At 67.6% G+C, this 24,595-nt stretch carries 24 protein-coding genes and 1 pseudogene; 4 read left to right on the top strand and 21 right to left on the bottom strand.

Annotation, left to right across the window (positions count from 1 at the left end; genetic code table 11):
- From UK23_RS52015 to UK23_RS31035, 4 genes are all read right to left on the bottom strand, one after another.
- The coding region (locus UK23_RS52015; protein ID WP_045315242.1) for a discoidin domain-containing protein at window positions 1–2,544 on the bottom strand (2,544 nt) is incomplete at its 3' end.
- A 361-nt stretch (window positions 2,545–2,905) separates the two neighbouring features.
- Complete coding sequence (locus UK23_RS31045; RefSeq protein WP_196777957.1) at window positions 2,906–3,457, bottom strand: DUF4232 domain-containing protein; 552 nt, start codon at window positions 3,455–3,457, stop codon at window positions 2,906–2,908.
- A gap of 369 nt (window positions 3,458–3,826) precedes the next feature.
- Window positions 3,827–4,711: a hypothetical protein gene (locus tag UK23_RS31040; protein ID WP_156213499.1), complete on the bottom strand. Its 885-nt coding sequence runs from the start codon at window positions 4,709–4,711 to the stop codon at window positions 3,827–3,829.
- A 403-nt stretch (window positions 4,712–5,114) separates the two neighbouring features.
- Window positions 5,115–6,215 (bottom strand): putative glycoside hydrolase, encoded by a 1,101-nt coding sequence (locus UK23_RS31035; RefSeq protein ID WP_196777956.1) that lies wholly within the window; start codon window positions 6,213–6,215, stop codon window positions 5,115–5,117.
- 808 nt (window positions 6,216–7,023) lie between these two features.
- Between UK23_RS31035 and UK23_RS31025 the strand changes: the two genes are divergently transcribed.
- Window positions 7,024–8,130, top strand: coding sequence for an RING finger domain-containing protein (locus UK23_RS31025; protein WP_045315237.1), 1,107 nt, complete (start codon window positions 7,024–7,026; stop codon window positions 8,128–8,130).
- A gap of 38 nt (window positions 8,131–8,168) precedes the next feature.
- Here the strand turns inward: UK23_RS31025 and UK23_RS31020 are convergent, their stop codons facing one another.
- From UK23_RS31020 to UK23_RS31010, 3 genes are all read right to left on the bottom strand, one after another.
- Window positions 8,169–9,356: a PI-PLC domain-containing protein gene (locus UK23_RS31020; protein WP_045315236.1), complete on the bottom strand. Its 1,188-nt coding sequence runs from the start codon at window positions 9,354–9,356 to the stop codon at window positions 8,169–8,171.
- 248 nt (window positions 9,357–9,604) lie between these two features.
- Window positions 9,605–10,021 (bottom strand): SsgA family sporulation/cell division regulator, encoded by a 417-nt coding sequence (locus UK23_RS31015; RefSeq protein ID WP_052685218.1) that lies wholly within the window; start codon window positions 10,019–10,021, stop codon window positions 9,605–9,607.
- A 328-nt stretch (window positions 10,022–10,349) separates the two neighbouring features.
- Complete coding sequence (locus UK23_RS31010; RefSeq protein WP_231114757.1) at window positions 10,350–10,634, bottom strand: hypothetical protein; 285 nt, start codon at window positions 10,632–10,634, stop codon at window positions 10,350–10,352.
- Between the two features lie 670 nt (window positions 10,635–11,304).
- Here UK23_RS31010 and UK23_RS31005 point away from each other — a divergent pair.
- Together UK23_RS31005 and UK23_RS31000 are read left to right on the top strand one after the other, a co-directional pair.
- Window positions 11,305–12,372, top strand: coding sequence for a hypothetical protein (locus tag UK23_RS31005; RefSeq protein ID WP_045315235.1), 1,068 nt, complete (start codon window positions 11,305–11,307; stop codon window positions 12,370–12,372).
- A gap of 209 nt (window positions 12,373–12,581) precedes the next feature.
- Entirely contained in the window at window positions 12,582–12,899 is a 318-nt protein-coding gene (locus UK23_RS31000; RefSeq protein WP_196777955.1) for a hypothetical protein, read from the top strand.
- Here UK23_RS31000 and UK23_RS30995 read toward each other — a convergent pair.
- The 12 genes from UK23_RS30995 to UK23_RS30940 all read right to left on the bottom strand — a co-directional run bounded on the left by UK23_RS30995 (window position 12,883) and on the right by UK23_RS30940 (window position 22,700).
- A complete protein-coding gene (locus UK23_RS30995) occupies window positions 12,883–13,296 on the bottom strand; it encodes a MarR family winged helix-turn-helix transcriptional regulator (RefSeq protein ID WP_269112317.1) in 414 nt (137 codons plus the stop codon). The genes UK23_RS31000 and UK23_RS30995 overlap by 17 nt on opposite strands.
- A gap of 26 nt (window positions 13,297–13,322) precedes the next feature.
- The gene (locus UK23_RS30990) at window positions 13,323–13,988 is read right to left on the bottom strand and encodes a DUF4328 domain-containing protein (protein WP_082115106.1); all 666 of its coding nucleotides are present in this window, start codon (window positions 13,986–13,988) and stop codon (window positions 13,323–13,325) included.
- A 93-nt stretch (window positions 13,989–14,081) separates the two neighbouring features.
- The gene (locus UK23_RS30985; RefSeq protein WP_045315231.1) at window positions 14,082–14,417 is read right to left on the bottom strand and encodes a VOC family protein; all 336 of its coding nucleotides are present in this window, start codon (window positions 14,415–14,417) and stop codon (window positions 14,082–14,084) included.
- 65 nt (window positions 14,418–14,482) lie between these two features.
- Window positions 14,483–15,262 (bottom strand): hypothetical protein, encoded by a 780-nt coding sequence (locus tag UK23_RS30980; protein WP_045315230.1) that lies wholly within the window; start codon window positions 15,260–15,262, stop codon window positions 14,483–14,485.
- The gene (locus UK23_RS30975; protein ID WP_045315229.1) at window positions 15,262–16,455 is read right to left on the bottom strand and encodes an RNA polymerase sigma factor; all 1,194 of its coding nucleotides are present in this window, start codon (window positions 16,453–16,455) and stop codon (window positions 15,262–15,264) included. Before UK23_RS30975 ends, UK23_RS30980 begins: the two co-directional genes overlap by 1 nt.
- Window positions 16,452–16,823, bottom strand: a complete 372-nt coding sequence (locus UK23_RS30970; protein WP_045315228.1) for a YciI family protein — start codon at window positions 16,821–16,823, stop codon at window positions 16,452–16,454. The genes UK23_RS30975 and UK23_RS30970 overlap by 4 nt, the downstream gene beginning before the upstream one ends.
- Before the next feature lie 73 nt (window positions 16,824–16,896).
- Complete coding sequence (locus UK23_RS30965; protein WP_045315227.1) at window positions 16,897–18,075, bottom strand: ABC transporter permease; 1,179 nt, start codon at window positions 18,073–18,075, stop codon at window positions 16,897–16,899.
- A complete protein-coding gene (locus tag UK23_RS30960; RefSeq protein WP_045315226.1) occupies window positions 18,072–18,746 on the bottom strand; it encodes an ABC transporter ATP-binding protein in 675 nt (224 codons plus the stop codon). Before UK23_RS30960 ends, UK23_RS30965 begins: the two co-directional genes overlap by 4 nt.
- Complete coding sequence (locus UK23_RS30955; protein WP_045315225.1) at window positions 18,743–19,768, bottom strand: peptidoglycan-binding protein; 1,026 nt, start codon at window positions 19,766–19,768, stop codon at window positions 18,743–18,745. Before UK23_RS30955 ends, UK23_RS30960 begins: the two co-directional genes overlap by 4 nt.
- Window positions 19,765–20,292 carry a hypothetical protein gene (locus tag UK23_RS30950; protein ID WP_156213498.1) on the bottom strand — a complete coding sequence of 176 codons (528 nt, stop codon included), beginning with the start codon at window positions 20,290–20,292 and terminating at the stop codon, window positions 19,765–19,767. The genes UK23_RS30955 and UK23_RS30950 overlap by 4 nt, the downstream gene beginning before the upstream one ends.
- Before the next feature lie 40 nt (window positions 20,293–20,332).
- Window positions 20,333–22,024, bottom strand: a complete 1,692-nt coding sequence (locus UK23_RS30945; RefSeq protein ID WP_045315224.1) for a sensor histidine kinase — start codon at window positions 22,022–22,024, stop codon at window positions 20,333–20,335.
- On the bottom strand, window positions 22,017–22,700 hold the full coding sequence (locus tag UK23_RS30940; protein ID WP_045315244.1) for a response regulator transcription factor: 684 nt from the start codon (window positions 22,698–22,700) through the stop codon (window positions 22,017–22,019). Before UK23_RS30940 ends, UK23_RS30945 begins: the two co-directional genes overlap by 8 nt.
- Before the next feature lie 96 nt (window positions 22,701–22,796).
- Here UK23_RS30940 and UK23_RS30935 point away from each other — a divergent pair, with 96 nt between their 5' ends.
- The gene (locus UK23_RS30935) at window positions 22,797–23,663 is read left to right on the top strand and encodes a trypsin-like serine peptidase (protein ID WP_156213497.1); all 867 of its coding nucleotides are present in this window, start codon (window positions 22,797–22,799) and stop codon (window positions 23,661–23,663) included.
- A 15-nt stretch (window positions 23,664–23,678) separates the two neighbouring features.
- Here UK23_RS30935 and UK23_RS30930 read toward each other — a convergent pair whose 3' ends face one another.
- Window positions 23,679–24,437 carry an MsnO8 family LLM class oxidoreductase gene (locus UK23_RS30930; protein ID WP_330770337.1) on the bottom strand — a complete coding sequence of 253 codons (759 nt, stop codon included), beginning with the start codon at window positions 24,435–24,437 and terminating at the stop codon, window positions 23,679–23,681.
- Window positions 24,380–24,595: pseudogene (locus tag UK23_RS54830) on the bottom strand (hypothetical protein); the annotation flags it as partial. The pseudogene UK23_RS54830 and the gene UK23_RS30930, both read right to left, overlap by 58 nt.

Genomic DNA, 24,595 nt, shown 5'->3' with positions numbered 1-24,595 from the left:
GGTCCAGCCCATGCTGTTCGAGGACGAGTCCACTCGTCCGTCGATTGCCGCCGCGGCGCCCCAACCCCAGGCCTCGACGGAGCTGGAGACGGTCAGCTTCGGACTGGCGGGGGCGTAGTAGGCCTCGACCTCCGCGAGCTGAGTGCGGTAGACGGTTCCTGTCGCACCCTCGTTGATCGATCCCAGCTTCGTGACGTTGAGTTGGATGTAGGCCACCTGCTGCGCGGCGAACGGGACCCGCAGGGGTGCTCCGGCAACCGGCCTGGGGTAGTCGTGGAAGTCACCCACGGTCGTCCAGTTCTGGCCGTCCGCCGACACCCTGACCGTGAAGTCCTGCGGGAAACCCGCTCCCGGCTGGTTGTCGACGAGGTCGGACCGCGGGTACAGCGTCACCTCGTCCACCAATCCTGGCGAGGTGAGTCCCAAGACAACGGTCTCGGGCTCGTACGGCGACCAGTGGGCCGGCGTGCTCCAGCCCATGCTGGACTGACTGGAGTCGGTCTGGCCGTCGACGAGGTATGCCTTGTTGAAGCCGTTCTGGTCGATGGAAGAAGCAGCGTTGACCACCAGAGCGGCCTTGGCGCGCTCGGCCGGCGCGGGAACCGGGGTGGGCACCGGCTGCGGTGTCGGCTGCGGCGCGGGTGCTGGTTCAGGAGTGGGCTGCGGTTCCGGAGTGGGTGCGGGTTCGACAGGCGTCGGCAGAGCCTGCGTGGCCTTGTCGGTCCACTGCTGTGCGTCGGTCCCGTCGCAAGTGCTCAGCCTCACGTCCGTGGCGCCTCGCGTGAGGCAGAGGCCCGTGTAGCGGCTGATCATGGTCACTCCGGGCTTGCCGTTGCCGGGCGTGCTGCTCCACAGCTGGCTCGACTTGCTGAGGCAAGGGGTGAATCGTGGTGATGCGGACGTGGTGTCGACCGACATCACCGCCGTGAGGCAGGTGTTGCTCGCGGGGTTCTGCACCACGTAGAAGCAGGATCCGGTACCCGACGTGCACGTGGTGTTCGGCACGGTCCGCGGCGACAGCACGAATGCCTGTCCAGGATTGGGTGCGTCCGCCGTGGCGCAAGCCGCCGCCTGAGCGGCTCCTGCGACTGCGTCGGCTGTCAAGCACCGGCTGTCGCCCACCGTGTTGACGAGCTGGCGTGCGGGACCTGAGTACGCGGACGACTGCTTGACGGCCCAGTCGGACACCTGTCCGAGGTTGTCGCCCCACAACGTCGTGGTGTCAGCGGCTTCGGCCTGTCGGAGGACGAGCTGGTCGCCGGTGGCGTTGAGAGCCAGGAAGGCGCCGGAGGACTGGTTCTCGTAGCGGTAGATGCCAGATCCCTGGTCTGTGTTGTACCGGAACCAGATTGCCCGAGGATCCTTCGAGTTGCAGCGCGACCACGTCAGCGCGCCGTTGTCGGCGAGCAAGCAGCTGTCGCTGTAGCCGTTGCCGATCAGGAACGGCTGGTCCTGCGTGCGGTCACCGGGACGCAACGGCATTTGCAGGATCTGTTCCTGAAGCCGTTCGGTGGACTGGTCGTTGTGGCACTCTCGCGCGGTCGCGTGGTAGGCCGGACCGCCGTCAGCGGTGCCGTCCGCGGCCGCGATGCAGAGGTAGGTGTCCTGGAGGTGTTTCCAATGGGCACTGACCATCGCCACTTCGTACGGCTTGGTTCCGGTGCAGGCGGGCTGGTTGTTCCCGTCGAGAGGCTTGCGGTTGAGCACGTCACGCGGTGACATCGTCTGGTATTGCGGCAGGTAGGTGTACTCGCCGGTGGCCCGCGTCTCCGCCGATGTCGGCGACCAGGCTTGCTTCGCCTGTGTCACATCGAGGTTCAGGTCATCGGGAACCCACCAGTAGTAGTGGCTGTAGTCACCGTTGTTGGCAGTGGAGTAGTCGTTGAAGTCGCCGAGCCCGTGGTTCGGATGATCGACGCTGTGGTCGAAGTTGACCCGCAGATAGCCTCGCACGTTGACGTGCGCGGAGCGTTCGTCGACCCATCCGTAGGAGTACGGCGGTACCTCGTAGGCGGTAGTGACCTCGTACCCTTCGGTGCTCGACTTGTGGTGTTCGTAGGTGCTGGAGATCGAGCCGCCGATGCCGAACGGCTTGACGTCGGCGGAGATGCTGACGCCCCACGAGTCGGACGTGCTGTCCTCGTGCCGGTACGAGATGGACTGCTGAACTGTGCCCTCGTTGCAGTTCGTGACGGACGAGATCTTCTTGACAGAGTCGGAGAAGACCACGCTCTCCGCCGAACCGTAGTCGCGATGGACGCCCAGGCGGTCGAGTTTCTCCTTGAACGCCGGCACGTCGTCGTCGTACGTGTAGGTGTAGCCCTGTGCATCCGGGGTGCTCACGCCGACCCAGTTGCAGCCGTCTGCCTTGGGAAAGTAGAGACCATTGCCGGAACACGCCCGGATGAGGTCCTCGTAGAGCTCCTTCTGGCTGGATGGGCGCCAGCCGTCCGCCGTCGCGGCTGGTGCCCAGAGCGCGCCAGCGCCACCGAGTCCGATGGCACCGGCGACGACGACAGCCATCATTTTCTTGAACAGCCTCATGGCTCCTCCTGGTAGGCCCGTGTTGCCGTCATCACAGGCAGGCGGAGCGGTCATTACGGCAGACGTGACACTTTCTCGTTCTGTGGCAGCACCTTTACCGTCCGTGGTGTCCGGCGTGTCTGCTGCTGTGTCACCGTTGCAGGAAGCATCGTCGAGCACACCGGTCACGTCGTCGGTGAGCGTCACTGGTGTCCCGTGAAGTCGGAGCCGCGGGAGTTGTGCACCAGAAGCATGTCGCTCACCTTGCCACCCGGCATCGTGACGTCGCTGCCGACGATCTTGCTCACGTCAGCCTCCGCGACCGTGACCGGGTCCGCGCACGCGAAGGCCCTGCCCGTTCGGGCTGCACCTGTGGCCGTGTTCAGCCAGCGGTGACCGGGAGGACGACCGTCTCCGCGGAGATCACCTGGCTGTAGGCCTCCAACGGACCCCACTTCCACTCGAACCTCTGGGTCTGGTCGGTGTTCGGTGGCGTGACCGATACGGACCGCACGTGCCATCCGGTGCCGTTGTCGCCGAGGTGTACACGCAATGTGGCGTGCGCGGTGGCGCCAGGGGCCAGCACGACCGCCGAGTGCGGGACTTCAGACCGCGGTGCGTCGAAAGTGCGGCCGTCCTCGCCGGTGAAGGACACACCGGGAAAGCCGAAGAGCGTGCATTCGACCGAACCGGTGTTGCGCAGTGCCAACGGCACCGTGGCGAAAGTCCGTTCGGGAGCGGGCATGTCGACAGGGCCCATCACGCCGGGGATCACCTCAACGGAGGTGCACGTGGCAGGTCCGCCGACGGGCTTCTCTCCGGGGACGACCGCTGCCGGGGAGGAAGCCGTGGAGGAGGTGGCGGACGATGAGCTCGGCGTCGTGGTGGTCGAACCGCCCGGACCGCAGGCGGTGGTGAGAGCGACTAGACCCACGCCGGTGATGGCAGATGCAAGCAGCGTCCTGTTCATATCCACAGTGGACCCGCAGATCTCGTCATGGCCACCGTGCACACGGGCAATGCCTCGTGCAGTCGAAGAAGCGTGCGATGATCGGGCCGGATCCACTGTGCGGGCGGTGGACACGAGGGTCTCCGGCACCGCGCCGGTGCGCAAGCCGACTGTGCGGTCCGGCCGCGCTGCCCGGAATGGCAGCCCCGAAACCTGACAGGCCTGCCCGGGAAGACGTTGTCCAGGGATCGACACGCGACCAGCCACCGGCCGGACTCAGGCGCGAGACCAACGGATCAAACGTGGGCAGCGGCACTGTGAAAGCCTGACACCGCCATCACCGAAGGCACCCGTTCAGAGCAGTCGGGCACTCGGGATCGAAGCGCGTCCGACAGGCAGCAAGACGCTCAGCAACAGCAGTGCACCAGCGATTGAACAGGATTCGAGGTACAGCCTGGGTGCCGAGTAGTAGATGACTGCCACGGTAGGCGCCAACAAGAACGCGAACAACGACAGCGCGCGCCCCAGGGCCGCGTCACCACGGATGAACGCGACGACTCGTACTCCGAACACAGCCGCCGCAACGGTCATCACGTTGTTCCAGGGCGTCAACAGGAAGCCGTTGTGCAGCAACGCGCCACCGAGCGGGAATGCGAACGCCCATGCAGACCACATGGCTGGCCTGCGGACAGACGGCATCGGTGCATCGCGGTGGAACCCGGAACACAAGCACGCGAACGCCACTGCCGCCGGCAACTGGAGCAAGAACCACTCCGGTACCACGCCCACGATCAGCATGCAGACCCACGAGGACACCAGCGACGCGCCCATCGCGACCTTGGCCGAAGTGCGCTTCTCCTTCGCCAGGAGCACCAGCGCCACTATCGGGACGATGTCGGACAGATTCCACATCGTCATGACCTCGAGCACGTTCGGCTCGTTCGGGTACGGCGCCCACAACGACTGTGCCACGGAGATTCCGAAGTTCAGGACTCCTGACAGCAGTCCCAGCAGTCCGAGGGCGCGCACGACCCCGGCTCGCCGAATCGCCCGTGCGGGCGCTCCCGGTGTGCCGCTTGCCGGAAGGTGTGTGCGGACAGCGAGTTGGAGCATTCCGAACTTCTCCTGCCAGCTGAGCCGTGCCTGACCGGGGCCGAGAACGCCGCCATCGTCGAAAAGAAGCTGATCGACCATTTGCTCTTCGTGGGCCTGCCGGTACCACGTCGGCAAGATGCGCATCAGCCGCCGATAACGCTGCTCCACTGTCGCCACAGGTTTGTCTTCGTCTCTTGTGCCACGCTTCGCAACCACCGCACCAGTTGAGCAGAGCGGCCCGATCCGGCGATTGCCTGATCAGGCACGGGACAGGGCATCAGGCGAGTGTTGATCTCGGATCCAGGCGTGGTGACGATCGAAGCTCTCCGTTGATGCCGCTGTCGGTGGAGACGGTCGTGGATGTCCTTGGCCCGTATCACGATCCACCAGGCCGCAACCCGATCGCGGTGGGATGACCCTTGAAGGAAGCAGGGACGGCGCGAGTCGACCCTCGCACCGTCCCGACCGGGAGCCGGTGAGATGGGCGTTGCCATTTCTCCAGCGCGCCGCTTGTCGTTGGCGCGTCACGAATGACGCTCGGCGTGGCTCAGCAGGAGCGGCGAAGGATCGAGCCGGATGTTCCGGCGAGCCGGACCGATGTCACCGTTCTGCCTGCTTCGTCCGTGTAGGTGCCGCCCAGCGGCACCGTAGATGTCGCCGCGCCGGCCGGGTTCGCGTTCACGAGTACCATGCCGCAAGCGAAATCCCGCCGGAACAGGTTTGTCGCGATCGCCCGGTAGCTCCCAGACGGTGCACCGAGCCGCCAGGTGTACTCACTACGCCACTGCGGAGGATCCCCGTAGCCGTCGGTCCGCGCGACCGGCGAGAAGGCACTGCGCGGTCCGCTCACCATCAGGAAGCTCGCCAGCGCGTAACGGAACGGCGCCTGTGCACTGTCGGAGAAGTGCGGCTGGACCCACGTGATCTTGCCACGCGCTTCGTTCGCCGAGATCTCGGCAAGTTGCCTGCTCCACCCTTCGGAGTACTCCGGCAAGCGGTTGGTGTCGCTGAACGTGAGCCACCACTCGTCGAAACCGCCGTCGAGATTCGTGGTGTAGGCGTTCCAGCCTCCGGCGTACAGCCGTGCATTCGCGAGGTTCGCGACCGTCTTCAAGCCCGCTGAGGTGAACTTGGCCCGAGTGTTGGCGAACATCGCCTTGTAGGCGGTCTGGATCGACGCATCTGTCGGATACCTCGCCGGGCACACGTTGTCGTGGTAGGTGGCGCACGAGAACAACGCGTTGTCCATCAGCACTCCGTCGAAGCCGGACGCCTTGCTGGCCGAAATGACCGCGTCAGCCCAGGCGTTCTGGTAGGCGACGTTGCCGATGTCCATCTGCCAGTGCCCGCTGTAGCCGCTGTACTGGAGGCGTTGTCCCGCTGGGCTGAGCAGGAACCACTCGGGATGGTTGCGGCTGGCGTCGCAGTATCCGATTCCGGTGGGCAGCTGGGCGTCGTCCACCCCGTTGTGGCAGGCGTAACTGCGGGTGGAGGACAGGTCCTTGTAGACGAAGACCTGAACGGAGGGGTTTGCGGCCTTGAGCTTCGAGATGAGCGCTCCCTCCCAGGCGTTGAGCACGATGTAGGCGCGTCGCTTGGCTTCGGTCGCGAGCTGTGCGTCGGTCACCGCGGTGCTGTTGAGGTGCAACCAGAACAACGGTATCTGTGGCACAACGGCGCTGGGAGGGGCTGAAGTGTTCGTCGGGCTTGCGGTCGGCGTCGTGACAGTCGTCGTCTCCGTCGAGGATCTGCCCGGCACAGGAACCCTGATCGTCCATGCCGGTCCTGTTCGGACGGTGTAGGCCGCAGGCTCCGTGCTGGAGGCGAGCCGCGTCTCAACTCCCGGCCCAAACCCATTGGCAGCCTTCTGTTCACCGCTGGATCGCGCAGCCGAGGACGCGCACAGGGCCGTCGCACCGGCGAGCATGGTGATCAGCGGCAACAGGACAAGCGTCCGTGTGAGCGAACGGGCAAGGAAGCGGCACGAGGTTGCTAGGGGGTGCGGCATCAGGTCCTCCGGGAAGTCGGACGAGCGCGCAACCGGATCGCGAGGCGCGAGGCTGGCTCGCCGTGTCGGTGACCCTATGTATTCAGAGCGAGGAGATTAGTGCCTGTGAGTGTTACCCGTTCGGGCTATGGAATGGCTTGAAGTAGTCAGATCTGTTGGCCTGGTGCCAGTTGACTGCGCAGCGCCGCCTCTGCGTTCTCGTCCGTGCCGCACATTTGGGCGACGACGGGACACCCTTGGGTTCGTCGATCGGGCGGGTGACCGATGAAGAACGCTTGCTGGACCTGGACGACGCTCGTGATCACCAGCCATCGCGATGCGTGTTCGGCAGCGAAGCGGATCGGACCGTTGAACAAGCCCCCAAGCGGCGTCGGGCAGTGCTGTTGCCCTTTCGTGCTTCCCTCGTAGGCCTGTTCCAGGCCAGTGCCGCTGGTCGACAGTCGACGTCATGAAGATCATCGACTTCGACCACTTCCCCTTGCTGCGCGGTCACTTCGACCAGCGGGGGTCGACAGTGCACTCGGCGGTGGAGTGGGTGAACAACCTGTGGTCGTACGGCGAGTTCGCGAGTGACGACCTCGTCTCGTTCCTGACGGAGATCGCGACCGAGGTGGACGCCGCCCGGGCGGCAGCGCCCGCCGAGTGTGACTCGCTCGACTCGCGGATACGTCACCTGCTCGAACTGGAGTGCTCGCCGTGCTGCACACCGTTGATGCTCGAGTTGAGGACGCCGGTTTCGGTGCTCCAGAAATGCGGGCATGCCTTCCACACCACATGCATTGCCGAGTGGTTCGTGAAGGCATCTCGCGATCAGGTGCCGTGGACGTGTCCGAACTGCCGCCGGGAGGTTGACACGCGGAGTTGCTCGCAGGGACTGATGGAGGAGTTCTGGCACCACGCAGGCGAACCCGGTCTCGGTGACGCAATCTCGAACTCGATGATCTCCGTTCGCGGGATTGAAGTGTCCGCGGAGCTCCGCCGGCTGGTGCTGGAGTTCAACGCGGGTAGTGGAACCTGGCGACCCGCGGAACGCACCGAACGGCTGGAGCTGCTCCGGGCCGCGGTGGACGGATGCGACACGCGGGCGCGGCAGTCGTTCGACAGGGCGATGGAGACTGCCGCGGAGTTGCAGGCCTGTCTCGCGCTGTGCGCCCGGATCGACGAGGTGTGCGCCGCGTTCCCCGGCCGGAGATCCGCGCCGGACCTGTTCATCGCCGCCGTCGCCGACCACTGGACCCGGCATTCGCTGATGAACACCCTGGAACGCCTGCGAGATGGCGTCGCCGCGCTCGATCTGAACTACCGGGACGTGCTCGGCACCTGCGATCTCGACACGTTGTTCCGCGCCGTCCGCGAGCTGCACCTGCGCCTGGCAGCGTACCGCGACGAGGAGGACGCCCCCGCCTTGCTGGACGAGCTGGAACTGTTGCACAGCCGGGTAGTGACCGCCCTGCAACGGGTGCAGCGGAGGCTGCTGGACGTGGGCGACGAGGAGACGCGGGTGCGCGGTGAGATCGACCGTGTGCGGGAACAGTTGCGCGACATGGGGAACTGAATGCTGTGGGGCGCGCGAGCGCACGCCCCACAGCTGGTTCATGGTCGGTAGGTGTAGGTGTTCAACGTCGCGACCGCCGCGGACGCCTTGCTGAGCTCGTACATGTCGACGGCCAGGTAGCTCGGTTTCTTCCGCGCGGCGGGCTGACAGAACTGCTCCGCCCGGCGCGCGATCTTGCCGTTGTCGTTGTAGATGGTGATGGGGAACGGGATGTCCCGGAAGTGGTTCATCACGAACAACGGCTGGAACGTCCCGGTCGCCGTCAGCGGCCGCTCGTCCCACCGGGTGTAGCAGGCCCAGTCGGCACTTCCGATCGGGCCGCCCATGGACCAGTAGTTCTCGACCGTCCACTCCCTCTGATACATCACGCCGTAGGAGTCACGACCGTCCGGCGGGTAGCGGTCGGTGAAGAGCAGCAGCCGCCTGCCCGACGCTCGCATCGCGGAGAGAGTCGGCCAGCCGTTCTCCCGCACGCCTGCCTGGTCCGGCCGGAACAGCACGGACTGCAGGCCCTGGACCCGCGCCAGCTCGGCACCCAGGACGGGAGCGGACACCCCGTCCTGCAGGAACACCGTGACGATCTCGGACGGGTGCGCTGCGAGGAAGTCGACGATCCGCTGCAGGTCGGTCCGCAGCGCCACCGGATGCGGCACCCAGTCACAACCCCCGTGGCACAGCATGGCGCCTTGCGGCGTCTCGTGGATGTCAATCATGAAACCGCGCACACCGTCGGCGAGCTGCCTGGTGATCCCGCGCGTCTGGTTCCGCGCGATGTTGAGGATCGGTGCGGCGAAGTCACCGTCGACGCCGTTCGCGAACGCGTTGTGGGCGGTCAGAAACGTGACCTGGTCCAGTGTGGGATCGGCGGGCATCGGCAGGCGCGGCGACGAGATCGGCGTGAGGTACCACCGCGTCTCGCCACCGGTGGCCAAACCGGGGATGTCCCACTGGTCGCCCGCCGCGACGAACTCCCATGCCGTGCCGTCGGTAGTGCAGGGTGTGATGGTCAGGCTTCGGTTGAGGCACGAGCCGGGGGAGTCGGTGTTCTCGATCCGCTCGCCGCGCACCCACCACTGCTGGTGGTCGAGATCGCCTTCGGGCCGGTGCAACACGACCGAGTTGCCCGTCTGGGCGAGGTGCAGGCCGCTCGTGACGCCCTGCAGGTAGTAGATGCCCTCGGCGACCACCGCGTGAGCGGGGACCACCGGGACCAGCGCGATCAACATCAGAAGAACTGCGGCTGGATATCGCACCGGATCACATTCGCCCGCCGCGCACCGCCCGCACATCGGCCGACAATGGTTGACGCTCAACAGTTCTGGCATCTGCCTGATCGGGTGAACTCCCGATTGCCGCCCAAGATCAACCGACGGTAGAAATCCGAAGTCATCATCACCGCCGAACGCGTGGGATGACACGGTGGGAAGCTGGGCGGTGCGGGAGTTTCAGCTCCCGCACCGCCTGAGAGCCCTGGTCATTCGACCGCGGGCAGCACCTTCGCCAGCTCGGCGTCGAGGTCCAGCCACAGCCACTCCTCGCCCATCGGCACGAGCTCGTGCGTCCGGTCGACGAAGGCCGCGATCTCCGACAACGGAGCGCTGAGCTTCGAGCCCTCACCGCCGTCGGTGAACCAGAACTCGACGCGGCCCGGATCCTGGTCGTCCGGCCGGAGCACCACGTCGCCGTATCCGGCCGGAGCGATCAACCCGGCGGCAACGAGGTCACGACCTAGCGCCCACAAAACGTTCTGCTCGTGGAGCAGGAACACGAAGCTGATGACCAGCGGATCGCGCGAGTCGTACCGCAGCTGCGTGTCGATCTCGCGAACCGGGAGCCCGTCACCGGTGTGCAGTCGCACGGTGGTCGTGGTGCGGGCGACGACGTGGTCCATGATCAGACCTCCTGACCGTAGCGCGTGTCTCCCCGGAAGATCCGGGCACTCCCGCGCGCTTACGGCTTTTCGGCCCAAGACCGCCCAGCCGGTTTCCCCCAGCGGCTGAAACAGGTCGCGCAGCAGTTCGTCGATCAGGGGCAGATCGGCGGGCGTGGCGCGGCGGAGGAGCGACATACCGCCACGAGCAGAGACGGGGACTCGATGAGTTGTTGTGCCGTGATCATGATCGTTCCTCCGGTGAGATGCGGCCGCCGATCGGGTTGTGGAGCCGGGAGGGCGGCCGGGCCTGCGCCAACGTGCGGACTCTCAGGCCGGACGTGCGAGCTCAAGAAGACGCGTTCGTCGCGATGCCGGCGTCGTTCACGTGCGCGGCGAGGTGGGTCATGCCCCTGGCGGTCAGCCGCGCGGGAACGCGCATGCCCACGATGCCTTCGCAAGCAGGTTCCAACAGCGCAGAGTGCGCGAGGTGGTGTGCGATCTGCTGGTCGCACAACGCGAGGTCGTCCACGAACATGTCGGATTCGGCGCTGCACGTCATCTCCACGCGTCCCTCGGCGACCGCACGGAGCACGGCGAGGGCCCGGTGTGTGGCGTAGGTCCCGTCCATCATGTTGATCACCCCATGACGATGTGTTGAAGCCACTTGTCACAGACGAGACCGCCGTCTCGCCGGGTGATGACGCTCGGCGAGTCCCGCAGTGCCCCTTCGCGCACTGCGGAAACTGTTGTGGCAGAACGCGTAATGAGCGGGCGGCCTGATGGTGAGCGGAGTCGAGGGCTTGGCGCCGAGTTGCCCGGAGGCACCAATGTTCGCTCGACTTGCGAGGGCCGTCAGTTCAGACGCCCGACATCGTTCGGCTCGCGGCGACCTCCGTGTGTCTCAACCATGTCGGTCGAATCGTTTCGGCGCACCGCACAGATCAGCGCTCTGACCCTCGGAAGGAGTGGCCACCGCGTTCCTCCACTTCGGACTGTTCCGGTGACTCCATCGTCGGTTCGGTCCATGCCGGTGATGCGCACCCAGGGCAGGCGGATGGCTCGTCCCGACAGGTCTGCCTGCTTTCGTGCTCGTCGGGTCGGTCCGATCGGATGCCCGTTGAGGCATGTGCTGCGGGGCGGGGCGCGGTGAGAATCGACCGCGGAGCGCCGTTTCAAAGGAGGTTCCGTTGACCGAACCTGATGTCAGGAACACCGCGTCGGAGTGCCACATATGCGGTTCGCAGGGGGTGGAACTCGTACAGATCCACTCCTGCGGCCAAAAGGCTTGTACAACGTGCCTCATGACCTTGGTGCGCCAATCGGTTGTTCCGCGCGTCGACGAGAACCTGACCACGCCCGACTACGAGTTGGGCTACCTGCCGCGGCGGCTGGAGTGTCCGTACTGCCGCGGAATGTACCGACGCTCGGAGCTGGCGGCGCTGAACGTGCCTGGCGACCTGCTTGACCTCGCCCTCGACGTGGATCGCACGCAGCGCTACATCCGGCAGACGGGGGACGTCTGGCGAACGTTCGACGGTCGCCCCCTGAGCGGGGAAACTGGTGTGGACGCGCCAGTGTTTTGGGAGGAGGCTGACGTTGTCGATGTCAGCGGGCTGACGCTCCCAGGTCTGCTCCCTGACATGCTCGGCGAACTGCCACGACTGGAGTTGTCCTTCACCCCAACCTGGCAGGGAGAGTTCGGGTTCGTGCGGGATGCCGGCCTGCGGCTGGCCAATGGAGTCGAGGCGTACGCGCGAGTCATCCAGGCCCAGGTCGAGCGGATGTGGCAGGGCGACAGGCAGACTGAACAGTTCCTCGAGGAAATGGACGTCGTCACCCGGCACGTTCTGCAGAGCGTCGGGGAGCGAGCCGCGGTAGCCGAACTCTTGATCGAGGTTCAGGACTACGTGCACGAGGTGGGACCTTTCTGCGGGGCGGCCGCGGAACTGTGCCAGGCTGTCCTCAGCGCCGAGGAACACGAGATGGCCGGACTGTGGGAGACACTGACTGGGGTGCCGTGCCCGATTCTGGCGGTGCCCGATCTGGAACCCGTGAGGAACAGCCTCGGAGCCGAGACCAGCTGGTTTGGCTGGGCGTCCGCCATCACGAACTGCAACCGAGTTCTGGCGTCGGTGTGGGAGACAGTTGCGGCGCCGGTTGAGCCTCAGGCTGATCCGATCGAGACGCGCCGGATGCGTGCGCGGACGATGTTGGCGGCCATCATGCAGACAGACGTAGGTGCGATCGCCTGCTACCAGTACTTGGACAGTGCGTTTGCCTACGCCTACTTGCTGCGCAACGAGAACGAATACCTGCACGGTCAGATGGCCGAAGCCAGGCGGGTGCTGGGCCTCGAACCGGTCGGGTGACGTGACGGGACGGCCGCATCGCTCTGGGACTGAATGAGGCGCCATCACCATGGCACGCAACGGTTCTACTACGTCGGCGACGCTGCCGGGCCCGCTGCACCGACAGGTGGCCTCTGACTTGGCTTGCCGTGATGGGGAGCTGGGACGATGTCGCTGTACCCACCAGATGCAACTGGACCCAACGCGAACTAACCAGCAGTTCAGAGTGCTTGCCTCTGTGCGTTGGTCCTAGTAGTAGCGGCGCCGCCCCGTCAGTTGTCGTTCTACTGGAACAACTGGCTGCGCAGGCGTTCGCGGACGTGGTCGGCGAGACCGTGAAATACGAGCCGTTGTTGCACCACGACTTCCGGGTGCTCGGGTTCCCGGCGGCGGTCGAGCTGGGCAAGTGGTTTCAGTACTACACGGAGTTCCCGGACCACATCCTGAGCCGCCGCGACGCCGCGTTGACCCGCGAGATCGTGCCGACCTGGCTGACGCTCGAGGACTTCCTGGCCGCGCACCGCGAGGAGATCACGGTCGGGCAGTGATCTCCGCGAACACCGATTTGAACGCGGCGAACCGCTCGGCGCCGACCTGACGGGCGAACCCGGCCTCGATGTCGGAGATGATCCGCTTGGCCTGGACCATCTGGTCGCGGCCCAGTTCCGTGGGCACGACCAGCTTGGCCCGCCGGTCTGCCGGGTCAGGCCGGCGGACCACGTAGCCGAGGCGCTCCAGTTCGTCGATCAGGGTGCCCACGACCTGCTTGTGCTGGCCGGAGCGCTCGGACAGCTCGCTCGCGCGGCTGCCCTCGGCGGCGATGTAGGCCATGATCGCGCCGTGGCGTGGGCGCAGGTGCTCGTGACCCGCCTCGGCGAGGCGGGTGAAGAGCTCCTTCTGGAAGCTCGACAGCAGGTGCGCGGAGAGCACGCCGACGTCTGACATGCCCAGCATGGTAACCCGTCCGGGTGTTAGTCCGAAGAGGACTGAACAAGGTGCGGCGTGCTCTGGAATTCGGTGATGCGTCGCACCACCTGAACGGCGGAGATCGCGGCCACGATCCCGGCGGCCGCGGCCAGGCTGGAGAAGATCGCCGTGCTGAGGAACGTGTCGCTGATCGGCACGCCCAGGCGGTAGGTGCGCAGGTAGGCGCGTTCGAAGATCCACATCAGGACGAAGGCTGTCCACCACTGGGTGGTCAGCCTGTGCTGCATCCGTTGCCGCAGTGGCACTCCCTGCTGCCGCGGGTCGCTGGCCCGCCAGATGTCGTCGATGACCTGCTTGGGGAACCAGAAGTTCACGAACGGCACGAACCAGCTCAGCCACACCCATGTCCTGCTGCGGCGGTGCTCGGCGGCGTACGTCAGGCGCTCGGCGTTGACCCGCGCGTTGTACGTCCAGAGGATGAAGACGATGCCGGCCGCGAGCAGCAGCAACGAGAGTGACGCGCTGGCCACCAGGTTGATCCTCTCAGCCGTGATGATCGCGCCCGCGGAGTCGATGCGGGTGCGATAGGCCTGGATCGCGGAGTAGGTGAACCAGTCGGACGCCGCGTTCGCGACGTTGGCGATCGCGACGAGCCAGATGAGTGCGGACGCGGCGCGGCCCAGCCCGCGCACGGGCCGAAAGTGCTCCATGTTTCCCCCAGGTCGATCCAGGTTGCGACAGCTGGACGCGGCAGGAGGAGGAATTGTTGAGTGGCCCGCCCTGTGACGGGCCACTCAGGCGCGTCAGGCCTTCGGCTCGTACAGGCTGAACGGCGTGCCCTGGTCGTCCCAGCAGTGGGCGATGCGGCCGACGTCCGGCACGGCCTGCACGTCGTCGCTCTTGCCGCCGAGGTCGGTGACCTTGCGCACGGACGCGTCGATGTCCGTGGTGTGGAAGTAGATGCGCGGCTGGGTGAGCTGCGCGTCCTTGGCGGCGATCGCGCCCTTCGCGCCGTTGGTGATGAAGTGGTAGTCCTCGCCCATCGGGCTCGTCTCCCAGCCGAACACGCCGGCGAAGAACGCCCGTGCCCGCGCCGTGTCGTCGGCGGGCAGCTCGAACCAGTTGACCTGTCCGGACATGTCGATCGCTCCTTCGGTTGTCCTTGCTTTGAGCGAAGGACGAGCGAGCACGTCCGAACTCGACATCAGTCTCCGAGAATTCTCAGACCGGCGTCGTAGTGGTCCAGAGCAGCGCCGACGGCAGCGGCGACGGTCACCTCGAAGATCTCGTCCTCGGTGTGGTCCTGCTTGAGCCGGGCGATGTCCTCAGTGGAGACGCGGTACGAGGCGTCGCGAACCGTTGCGGCGTAAGAGCCCCAGGCGTCACCGGAGGCGGCGGCCTGGCGGAGTTCGGGCGGCGTGCGGGCCGGGGCCTCCAGCACGGCGTGGCGCAGCGTGCCCGTGGCCTTTCCGGTGAGGAAGCCGGGGAAGCGGTAGCCGAACCGGTGCAGCGAACGCGTGCCCGACTCGAGCTGGCCGGGCAGGAGCTGGAAGCCGAACGCGTTGGCGAGCCGGTTCACGACCTGCCAGATCAGGCTGACGTTCAGCGCGTCCACGGCCGCGTCTTTCGTGATGCCCGGTGGCGTGAGGTCGTCGAGGAACCGCAGTGCGGCGGTGAGTTCCGGGCGCAGCGGTGACGGATCGCCTGCTATCCGGACGAGTTCGGTGTGCGTGACGGCGCAGTACGGGCACTGCAGGCGTTCGGCCGTCTGCTGCGCCATGTACTCGCGCTCGCCCGCCGTCCAGAACGACGGCCCGCGCATCGCCTTCGCGCTCAGGTCGAGGAACACCGCGCCGAAGAAATCGGGTCGGTACAACAGGGTCTTGGGCACATCCGACATCGGCACGCGCGAGACCAGTTCGGTGAAACCGAAGAACAGGCGGGCGGGCAGGCGGTGGCCGCGGTCGAGCACGGTGAGTCGCATCAGGAATCCTCCAGGGAACGCAGGCGCCCGGCCAGGAAACGGCGATCGGCCGGGCTGACCGCCAGTTCGTGCGCTCGCTGGTACGCCGCAGCGGCTTCGTCGCGGCGGTCCAGGCGGCGCAGCAGGTCGGCGCGCGAGGAGTGCAGCAGGTGGTAGTCGTCGAGGCCGGTGATGCCGTCGATGAGCTTGAGCCCGGCGTCGGGTCCGTCGGCCATCGCGACGGCGACCGCGTGGTTGAGCTCGATCACCGGAGTCGGTGCCACCGAAAGGAGTTCGCTGTACAGCGCGGTGATCCGCGTCCAGTCGACCGGATCCTGGACGTGCAGGGCGGCGATCACGGCGTGCAGCACGTACGGGCCCGCGGTGCCGAACCGCAGCGCGCGGTCGAGCAGGGTCATGCCCTCCGCGATCTCCTCGACGTCCCAGAGCGTGCGGTCCTGGTCCTCGAGCAGCACGACGTCGCCTTCGGGCGTCATGCGCGCGGCACTGCGGGAGTCGTGCAGCAGCATCAACGCCACCAGGCCGTGCGCCTCCGGTTCGTCCGGCATCAGGGCGGCGACGAGCTTGCCGAGCCGCAGCGCTTCCTGGCGCAGATCGGCGTCCGCGGTCGTGTAGCCCCTGGTGAAGATCAGGTAGATGACCGTGAGCACGCCCTGCAGGCGTTCGGGCAGCAGGTGGTCGGCGGGCACCTCGAAGGTGATGCCGGCGTCGCGGATCTTGCGCTTGGCCCGGACGAGGCGCTGGGCCAGCGCGGGCTCGGCGACGAGGAACGTCCTGGCGATCTGCGCGGCCGTGAACCCTGCCACCGCTTGAAGTGTTAGCGCTAACCTCGCCTCTTCGTTCAGCGCGGGGTGGCAGCAGGTGAAGATCAGGCTGAGCCGTTCGTCGCCGAGGCCGATGAGCTGCTTCTCGGTCATCGTGGCGGGTTCGGGCGGTTGGGGCAGCTTCGTGCGGGCCATCTGCGCGTGCCGGAGCCGGTCGAGCGCGTGGTTGCGGGCCACGGTGAGCAGCCAGGCGAACGGGTCGGCCGGTACCTGTGAACGTGGCCATTTGCGCAACGCCTGCGAGCACGCCTCCTGCAGCGCGTCCTCGGCCAGCTCGAAGTCGCCGAGCGCTCGCACGAGTGCCGCGAGCATCCGGGTCCGGTGCTCGCGGTACACCCGTTCGACCGCGGCCGACGCGAGGTCGCTCATGCCACCCCGTGGTTCAGGCCGGGGATGTGGTCGACCGGCCGCACCTCGATCGTGGCCCCGAACTGCGCCTGCGGCACCATCTCGGCCAGTTCCAGCGCCTCGTCGAGATCGCGGCAGTTGAGCAGGTAGTACCCGCCGAGGTGTTCGTGCGTCTCGGCGAACGGCCCGTCCGTCAGCACCGCCTTGCCCTCCTTCACCCGCACGGTCGTGGCGGTGCTGACGGGCTTGAGCGGGTCGCCGGCCACGAAGACACCCCGGTTGCGGCACTCGTCCGCGAACGCGTTGACCCTCTTGAGGATCTCCTCGAAGCGCGGGTCGCCGTGGGCCGGCCGGTCCTCGCAGTTGTAGATCAGGAACATGTAGTGCATCGATGTCCTCCAGTCGTCCTGCCTGAGGACGAACGAACCTGCTGGATCTCGACATTCGAGCACGCCCTGTTTCTCACGGCGCGGCGAGCGCCTCCGTGGGGGTGAGCCGCGACGCCCTGACCGCCGGGTAGACGCCCGCGATCACGCCGGTCAGCACGGCGGCCGCGAGTCCGGCTCCGACCATCTCCAGCGGGATCACCGCAGGCCAGCTGTGTGCGGCGGCGTAACCGGCGGTTCCTGTTAGCCCTAACATCACGCCCGCGATGCCGCCGAGCAGGCACAGGACGACCGACTCGGTGAGGAACTGCGTCCTGACCTGGCCCCGGTTGGCGCCGAGGGCTCTGCGCAGTCCGATCTCGCGTTTGCGTTCCAGCACCGAGATCACCATGGTGTTCGCGACCCCGATGCCGCCGACGAGCAGCGCCACCGCCGCCAGGCCGAGCATGAGGGCGGAGAAGGTGTTCTCGGTGAGGCGCTTGGCGGTGAGTGCGTCCGACGGGCGGCTGACCCTGACCTGGGACGGGTTCTGCGGGTAGACGGTCGGGGGCAGGACGGCCCGGACGTCGTCGATCGCGGCTTCCTGGGCCCTGAGGTAGAGGACGGTGGGGCGTTCGTCGAAGCCGAGGCCTTGGGCGGCGTCCCAGCCGACGAGCGCGGACCGTTCGATCTCCGGGGCCAGCGGGAGCGGGTCGAGGATGCCGATCACCGTGAACCAGGTGTCGTTGATGCGGACCTGGGCGTCCGCAGCGGTGATGCCGAGCCGGGTCGCGGCGATGTGGCCGAGGACGACCGTGGGGAACTTCTCGGTGGCCTGGTTGAGGAAAGCCCCGGTGCGGACTCGGCCGTTGAGGGTGTCGAGGAGGTTGAGCCTGGTCGCGAGGACGGTCAGGCCGGACGTTTCGGAGTCCGGGATGCGGTCGGAACGGCGGACCACGGCGTGGGTGTTGGCCACGGCGCTGACCTGGTCGGTGGGGCCGATGCGTTCGACCATCGCGATGGAGTCGGGTGGGAGGGAGGCGGCCTCGTTGTTGGTGCCGGTGGCGGCTTCTGCCCGCAGGAGGTTGGTGCCCAGGGCTTTGAACTCCTCCATGAGCGCGGCTCGGCTGGAGGCCGGGATGCCGGTGACCACGACGAGGGTGGCGATGCCGATGGAGATGCCGAGGGCGGACAGCACGGCCCGCAACGGCCTGGTGCGCAAGGGGGAGAGGCCGAGGAGCAGGAGGTCGAGAGGACTCAGGCGAGTCGGCTTCACACTCTCACCTCTGCCTGGATGCGGCCGTCCCTGATCTCCACCTGGCGCGGCAGCCTCGCCGCCACCTCCCGGTCGTGCGTGATCACCGCGAGCGTGGTGCCGTCGCGGTTGAGGTCCAGCAACAGGTCCAGCACCGCACGCCCGGTCGCGGTGTCCAGCGCGCCGGTCGGTTCGTCGGCCAGCATCAACGCAGGACGGTTCACCACGGCGCGGGCGATGGCGACGCGTTGGCGTTCGCCGCCGGAGAGTTCGTGCGGGCGGTGCTTCAGGCGGTGACCCAAACCCACTCGTTCCAACGCCTCCGCGGCCATCGCGGTGCGCCACTTGCGGGGCGTGCCCGCGTAGAGGAGGCCGGTCGACACGTTGTCGAGCGCGGTCAGGCCGTCTGCCAGGTGGAACTGCTGGAACACGAACCCGATCCGCCTGCCGCGCAACGCCGACAGCTGCCGGTCGGACAGCGCCGAGATGTCGTGGCCGTCCAGCATCACCGTGCCGCTGGACGGGCGGTCGAGGGTGCCGAGGAGGTTCAGCAGCGTCGACTTGCCAGAGCCGGACGGGCCCACGATCGCGACCGCCTCGCCCGCGTGCAGGGTCAGCGAGACGCCGTCGAGTGCCCGGACGCCGCCGGTGTACTCCTTGACGGCGTCCCTGATTTCCAGCACCGGTGTCATGACGTCGTCACCACCTGCATGCCTTCGGTGACGCCGCCGCCGCTGATCTCGACCAGGTCGCCCGCGAACAGGCCCGTCTTCACGGCGACGAGCTGGCCGGACGTGGACTGGATCGCGTAGCCGCCCTCGCGCAACGCCAGCAGAGCTGTGACCGGCACGGCCAGGACTCCTTGGCGGGCGGTGCTGGTGAGGCGCACGCGGACCGGACCGGAGTCGAACGAACCCACCTCGGTGTCGAGCCCAATGTCGACGGCGATCACCGGCGTCTCCTCGCCGTTGCCGTTCTTCTCGGTCTTGGCCTCGGTGCTGACGGAACGCACGGTTCCCGTGGTTTCCGTGCCGTTGGGCAGGACGACGGTCACCTTCAAGTCCTTTTTGAACACTTCGGCCTGGCGGGCGTCGACTGAGGCGGCGACGGCTTTGCCGGTGGCGGTGACCGTCATGAGCGGGCCCTCTCCTGGCGCCGAGAGCTTCGCGGTCACCGACTCGACGCGGACTTTTCCGGACAGCACCACGACATCGCCGGGTTCGACCACGCCGCTCTGGTCGGCCTTCTCGGCCTTCTGCCAGCGCTTCACCGCGTCGATGGTCGCGGGTGTCCACTCGTCGGGGGCGCCGCCGAGTTTGTAGCCGAGTGCCGCGAGGTTGTCCTTCACGATCTTCACGTCCGGGCCCTTCAAGCCCGCCGTGTCGAGCTTGCGCCACAACGGGGTGTCGCCGAAGAACAACCACACCGGCCTGTTGTCCACTTTGTACAGAGCCTGGCCGCGGTCGACGGCGGCACCCGGTGCCGGCAACGAGGTGAGGGTGCCCGGACGACGGCCCGTCACCTGCTGGGAGGCACCGAAGCCGAGGGTGGCCTTGAACTCGCGGACGTCGGTCAGGTCGGTCTTCACCACGGCGACCGTCTTCGGCGCCGGTGGCTGGGAGGTCTGAGCGGGGGCCTGGCGGGTCCAGGTGAGTGCCAGCGCGCCGCCGGCCAGGGCCACACCGACGACCGGAAAGATGATCCAGCGCTTCACTTACGTCCTCCGCCGAAGACCTCCTGCTCGCAGTCCTTCTCGACCTGGCGGCGCTGGTCCTCGGGCAGCGTCTGCTCGCCGTCGTAGGTCCAGCTGCCGGGCTCGGTCTCGATGACCTTCACGCCGCGGCTGTTGAGGCACTGGACGTTCTTGTGCCAGTTGTCCTTGAACGTCGGGTTGCCGGAGTCCATCTCCCACGGCGGCAGCGGCCACTTCTTCGCGCACGCCTTCCACGCGTCGTCGCTGTACTGACGGCGACCCGCGGGGCCGGGTCCGGTGCCGGTGGCGTTCGGGTCCTTCTCGGCGAGGCACGCGGTGTGCGCGTCGTAGTACCGCTGCTTCTCCTCCTCGGTCATGTCCATGCGCAGGCGCGGCTGCTCACCGTCCGTCGGCGCGGCGGCGGAGGAGGACGTGGCGGCCGAGCCCGAGGTCTGGAGCGAGGCGACGTTCGAGGATGGCGGAGCGGCCTGGCTGCACGCGGAGAGCAGCAGCACGGCAGCGCCGATCAACAGCCTGGGGTTCATGACGGTGATGCTGCCGAGCGGTTGTGAGGAAGATGTGCGCTCAGCGTGCTGGATTCTTCTGGCTTGGGAACGTGATCGTGAACGTGGTGCCGCGCCCGACCGTGCTTTCCACGGTGATCGTGCCGTTGTGAGCGCTCACCAGGGCGTGCACGATCGCCAGACCGAGCCCGCTGCCTCCGGTGTCACGGGTGCGGGAGCGGTCCGCGCGCCAGAACCTGTCGAACACGTGCGGCAGGTCCTCGGCGGAGATGCCGGAACCCGTGTCGCTGACGGTGATGCGCCGGCCGTCCGCCCACAAGCGAACCGTGCCGCCGGAAGGCGTGTAGCGCAGGGCGTTCGTGACGAGGTTGGTGAGGATCTGCCGCAGCCGCACAGGATCCGCGTGAACCACCCCGCCACCCTCAGCGACCAGCGAAGGATGCGCGGCGACGAGTTGGTCGAACAGCTCGCGCAGATCGACCGGCGACGGGTGCAGCCGCAGTTCGCCCGCGTCGGCCAGGGCGAGGTCCTGGAGGTCGTCGATGAGGTGCTGCAACACCAGCGCCTCGTCGAGCAACGCGGTCAACGTGGTGCGGTCCAGCTCGACCACGCCGTCGCGGGCGCCTTCCAGCCAGCTGCGGATCGTGCCCAGCGGGTTGCGCAGCTCGTGGGAGATGTCGCTGGTCATGGCCTTGCGCTGGGCGTCGATGCGGGCGCGGTGAGCGGCCATGTCGTTGAACGCCCGCGCGAGCTGGCCGATCTCGCTGCGGGACCGGACGTCGACCTGGGCGTCCTCGCCGTGCTGCATGCGTTCGGCGGCGGCTGTGAGCGTGCGCAACGGTCTGGTCATCCGCAACGCCACCACCACGCTCACGCCGACGGTCAGCACCAGCACGATCGCCGCGACCAGCACGATCCGGCCCACGTCGAACTTCACCACGGTGGCCTGGGTGGTCCGGCCGGCGGCGTCGGTGACGAACAACAGCGCGGTCGGTGCCACATAAGGTTGCAGCTGGGCGCGGCGTGCGCTGGCGAGGCACTCGGCGTTGGACGCGGTGGGCTGCCAGGCCGCGTTCATCTTGATCTGCTCGGCGGGCAGGCTGCGCTGGCGCAGGCAGTCGTTGACGCGGAGGCCGAGGTCGTTGAACGCCGCCGACTCGCCCAGTGTGAGCGTGCTCAGCCGTTGCTCCGCCGCGAGGCAGGCCTCGGTCGAGGGCTGGGGCCCGGTCCTGTCCACGTTCACGATCGGCCGGCCCCAGGAGGTGGTCTTCATCTGCTCGACGGCGGCCGGCCCGATGCAGCGGAGCGTGTAGAGCTGCCAGTCCTCCGCGAGGCTGCCCTTCTCCCGGTCGCTGAGCTGGAACGGACCGGTGATCCGCGCGTCGATGCGGTCGGGCGGCGCGTCCTGGGCCTGCGCGAGGTCGAGCTCGAGCGGGTTGATCACCGCGGACGGCACGGCGGGCAGCTGGCCGGGGTCGAGGTTCGTCCCGGTGTCGGCGATGACCCTGCGGTCGGGTGTGGTGAGGATCAGGCGGCGGTTGCCCGGCGGCAGGGTGACGCCGTCCCAGCCGCGGTGCTCGACGGCGAAGGTGATCAGCGCGCGGTAGGTGGCGGCGTCACCGGCCAGCGCGGCGCCCAGCTCCTGTTTGATCGACGTGGACGTGCTCTGCGCGGCGAGCCACGCCGTGGCGGTGATCGAGCAGATCGCGACGAGCACGGACGCGGCCAGCAGCCGCGCCAGGACACTATGCACCGGACCCGTCCACGAGCTTGTAACCGACGCCGTGCACTGTCAGCAGGTATGCCGGCTTGCGCGGCTGGACCTCGATCTTCTTGCGCAGGTTCATGACGTGCGCGTCGATCGTGCGCTCGGTGATGTAGCCGTCGAGTCCGTGCACGGCGCTGAGCAGCTGCCCGCGGCTGAACACCCGGCCAGGGCTCGCCGCCATGGTGTGCAGGATCCGGAACTCCGACGCGGTGCACTCGACAGGTGTGTCGCGCACGCTCACCTCGTGCCGCTCGGGGTCGATCGTCAGGTCGCCCAGCGCGATGCCGGAGTTCGCGCTGGTCCGTCGCACACGCCTCAAGAGCGTCCGCACGCGAGCCATCAGCTCACGCGGGCTGTAGGGCTTGGTGACGTAGTCGTCGGCGCCGAGATCGAGACCGTGCAGCAGATCGTCCTCTGTGGACTTCGCGGTGAGCATCAGCACCGGGATGCCGGTCTCGTTGCGCAGCACCCTCACGACGTCCAGACCGTCCACGAAGGGCATCATGACGTCGAGGATCAGCAGGTCGGGCGGGTTGCGGCGGACCTCGTCGATCGCGGCCCTGCCGTCGTGCACGAGCCGCACCTGGTAGCCCTCCTGGCGCAGGTATCTCCCGAGCATGTCGGCCTGCATCACGTTGTCCTCGGCCACCAGCACGCACATGCCCATGCGTCGCAACATAGTCATTCACGCGCCCGCCGCACGGGATGCGGACCCCGACCGCACAAGATCCTCACAACTGACTGCCACGGTCGCGGCATGCGAATACTCAGCGTGGTTGCCCTGCTGCTGCTCGGAGTGCCGGGCGTGGCAGCGGCTTCTCCGGACACCGACGTGGTTGTGCACGATCTCAGCACCGACGGCGTGGCCGCCTACTGGACGCCCGAGCGGATCGCGGCGATGCCGACCGGGCCTTCAGCGCCGCCCGGAACCCAGCCTGTCGATGGACCTGATGGCGCGCCAGGGCCGGTCAGCAAGACCATCGGGCGGTTGTTCTTCGTCGACCGCGACGGCGAGGACTCGAGCTGCACCGCGACGCTGGTGGTGAGCGCTAACAGGCGCACAGCCGTCACCGGCGGGCATTGCGTCCACACCGCGAACCTCATCGGCCAGGATCCGAAGTGGCACGAGAAGCTGCTCTTCGTGCCGGGATTCCGGGACGGAGCGCGGCCGTTCGGCGAGTTCGCGGTGAGCCGGGTCGTGGTGAACCGGATGTGGATCACCGACGACCAGCAGTCCGAGTACGACCAGGCGTTCCTCGTGCTGGACAAGCCGTCGAACGCGAGCGAGAACATCGCCTTCGGCAGGCCGGGTGATCGTCCGGCGCACGAGTACGGATACCCGCGGGCGGCGGGGCAGCCCGGTCATCAGGGCAGGCCGGAGTTCACCGGTCAGCGGCTCGCGCGGTGCTGGGGCACGCCCACCCTCCACCCCGGCGGCGAGAACCTGTGGGGTGTGCCGTGCGACATGGGCGGCGGCTCCAGCGGCGGCCCGAGGATCAGCGGAAACGCCGTTGTGGGCGTGAACACCCAGAGCTTCCGGCTGGCCGGCGTCAGGCACCTCGGCGGGCCTCAGTTCAGCTGGATGATCACGGCTCCGCTGTTCCAGAAGGCGCAGAGGAGCTGACGATCGCGGCTCCGCTCAACCGGCGGGCCTGAGATCGCCCGCGATGGCGGCGATCAGTTCGTAGCTGTGGCGACGGTCCGCGTGGTGGTAGATCGGTGAGGTGATCATCAGCTCCTCGGTGCCTGTCTCGTCGAGCACTGCCTGGAGGAGCCGCGTGAGAGTCTCAGTGCCGCCGACCAGCACGCGACCGTCGTCGGGGTTGGCGTGCGCGGCCGCGGATTCGGGACTGGGCAACAGGATCCGGTTGCCCTCCCGGCGGCTGCGCACTTTCGTCCTGATCGGCCCGGCCAGCCACTCGGCCCGCGCGTCGTCCTCCGCGGCGATCACCGAGACGCTGACCAGGTCGGCCTTGCCCGCGAGATCGGGGCTGAGATGCCGCGCGAACGCGAACGGCACGCCCAGCGACGCCGCCAGCTCAGCGGTCGAGGGCGACGACCCGAGCAGCCAGAGCTGAGGCACGTTGCCGCCCCGCACCGGCACCGCGACGGTGTCCGCCGGGTCGAGCAACGCCTGCAGCTCCTCCAGTTGCTCGCGGTACGCCCGATCGGTGCGGCGCAACGACGACACCACGTGCGGCGCCCCACCCGGTGCGCGTCCGATACCGAGGTCGATCCGGCCGGGGTGCAACGCCGCGAGCGTGCCGAACTGCTCGGCCACCACCAGCGGCGGGTGGTTCGGCAGCAGCACGCCACCCGAGCCGACGCGCAGGCGTTCGGTCACCGTCGCCAGGTGCCCGGCCAGCACGGCCGGAGCGGCGCTGGCGATCCCGCGCATGCCGTGGTGCTCCGGCACCCAGTACCGGTGAATCCCAGCTCCTCCGCGAGCTCCGCGAGATCGACCGTGTTGCGCAGCGCCTCCCGCGGTGTCGAGCCCTGGACGATCGGCGACGTGTCCAGCACCGACAAGCGAATCCCCATGTCACCCACACCAGG

Origin of the sequence: Lentzea aerocolonigenes (assembly GCF_000955955.1) — a bacterium.
Lineage (GTDB): Bacteria > Actinomycetota > Actinomycetes > Mycobacteriales > Pseudonocardiaceae > Lentzea > Lentzea aerocolonigenes_A.
Note: the sequence above shows the minus strand (reverse complement) of the source record. Positions and strands in the feature narration are given on the sequence as shown.

Coding starts and splice junctions, on each gene's coding strand:
- UK23_RS31040 (WP_156213499.1), bottom strand. CDS start 4,711: ATGCGCATCTTGCCGACGTGGTACCGGCAGGCCCACGAAGAGCAAATG.
- UK23_RS31025 (WP_045315237.1), top strand. CDS start 7,024: ATGAAGATCATCGACTTCGACCACTTCCCCTTGCTGCGCGGTCACTTC.
- UK23_RS31020 (WP_045315236.1), bottom strand. CDS start 9,356: ATGTTGATCGCGCTGGTCCCGGTGGTCCCCGCTCACGCGGTGGTCGCC.
- UK23_RS31015 (WP_052685218.1), bottom strand. CDS start 10,021: ATGGACCACGTCGTCGCCCGCACCACGACCACCGTGCGACTGCACACC.
- UK23_RS31010 (WP_231114757.1), bottom strand. CDS start 10,634: ATGATGGACGGGACCTACGCCACACACCGGGCCCTCGCCGTGCTCCGT.
- UK23_RS31005 (WP_045315235.1), top strand. CDS start 11,305: ATGACCTTGGTGCGCCAATCGGTTGTTCCGCGCGTCGACGAGAACCTG.
- UK23_RS30995 (WP_269112317.1), bottom strand. CDS start 13,296: ATGTCAGACGTCGGCGTGCTCTCCGCGCACCTGCTGTCGAGCTTCCAG.
- UK23_RS30990 (WP_082115106.1), bottom strand. CDS start 13,988: ATGGAGCACTTTCGGCCCGTGCGCGGGCTGGGCCGCGCCGCGTCCGCA.
- UK23_RS30985 (WP_045315231.1), bottom strand. CDS start 14,417: ATGTCCGGACAGGTCAACTGGTTCGAGCTGCCCGCCGACGACACGGCG.
- UK23_RS30980 (WP_045315230.1), bottom strand. CDS start 15,262: ATGCGACTCACCGTGCTCGACCGCGGCCACCGCCTGCCCGCCCGCCTG.
- UK23_RS30975 (WP_045315229.1), bottom strand. CDS start 16,455: ATGAGCGACCTCGCGTCGGCCGCGGTCGAACGGGTGTACCGCGAGCAC.
- UK23_RS30970 (WP_045315228.1), bottom strand. CDS start 16,823: ATGCACTACATGTTCCTGATCTACAACTGCGAGGACCGGCCGGCCCAC.
- UK23_RS30960 (WP_045315226.1), bottom strand. CDS start 18,746: ATGACACCGGTGCTGGAAATCAGGGACGCCGTCAAGGAGTACACCGGC.
- UK23_RS30950 (WP_156213498.1), bottom strand. CDS start 20,292: ATGAACCCCAGGCTGTTGATCGGCGCTGCCGTGCTGCTGCTCTCCGCG.
- UK23_RS30940 (WP_045315244.1), bottom strand. CDS start 22,700: ATGTGCGTGCTGGTGGCCGAGGACAACGTGATGCAGGCCGACATGCTC.
- UK23_RS30935 (WP_156213497.1), top strand. CDS start 22,797: ATGCGAATACTCAGCGTGGTTGCCCTGCTGCTGCTCGGAGTGCCGGGC.
- UK23_RS30930 (WP_330770337.1), bottom strand. CDS start 24,437: ATGCGCGGGATCGCCAGCGCCGCTCCGGCCGTGCTGGCCGGGCACCTG.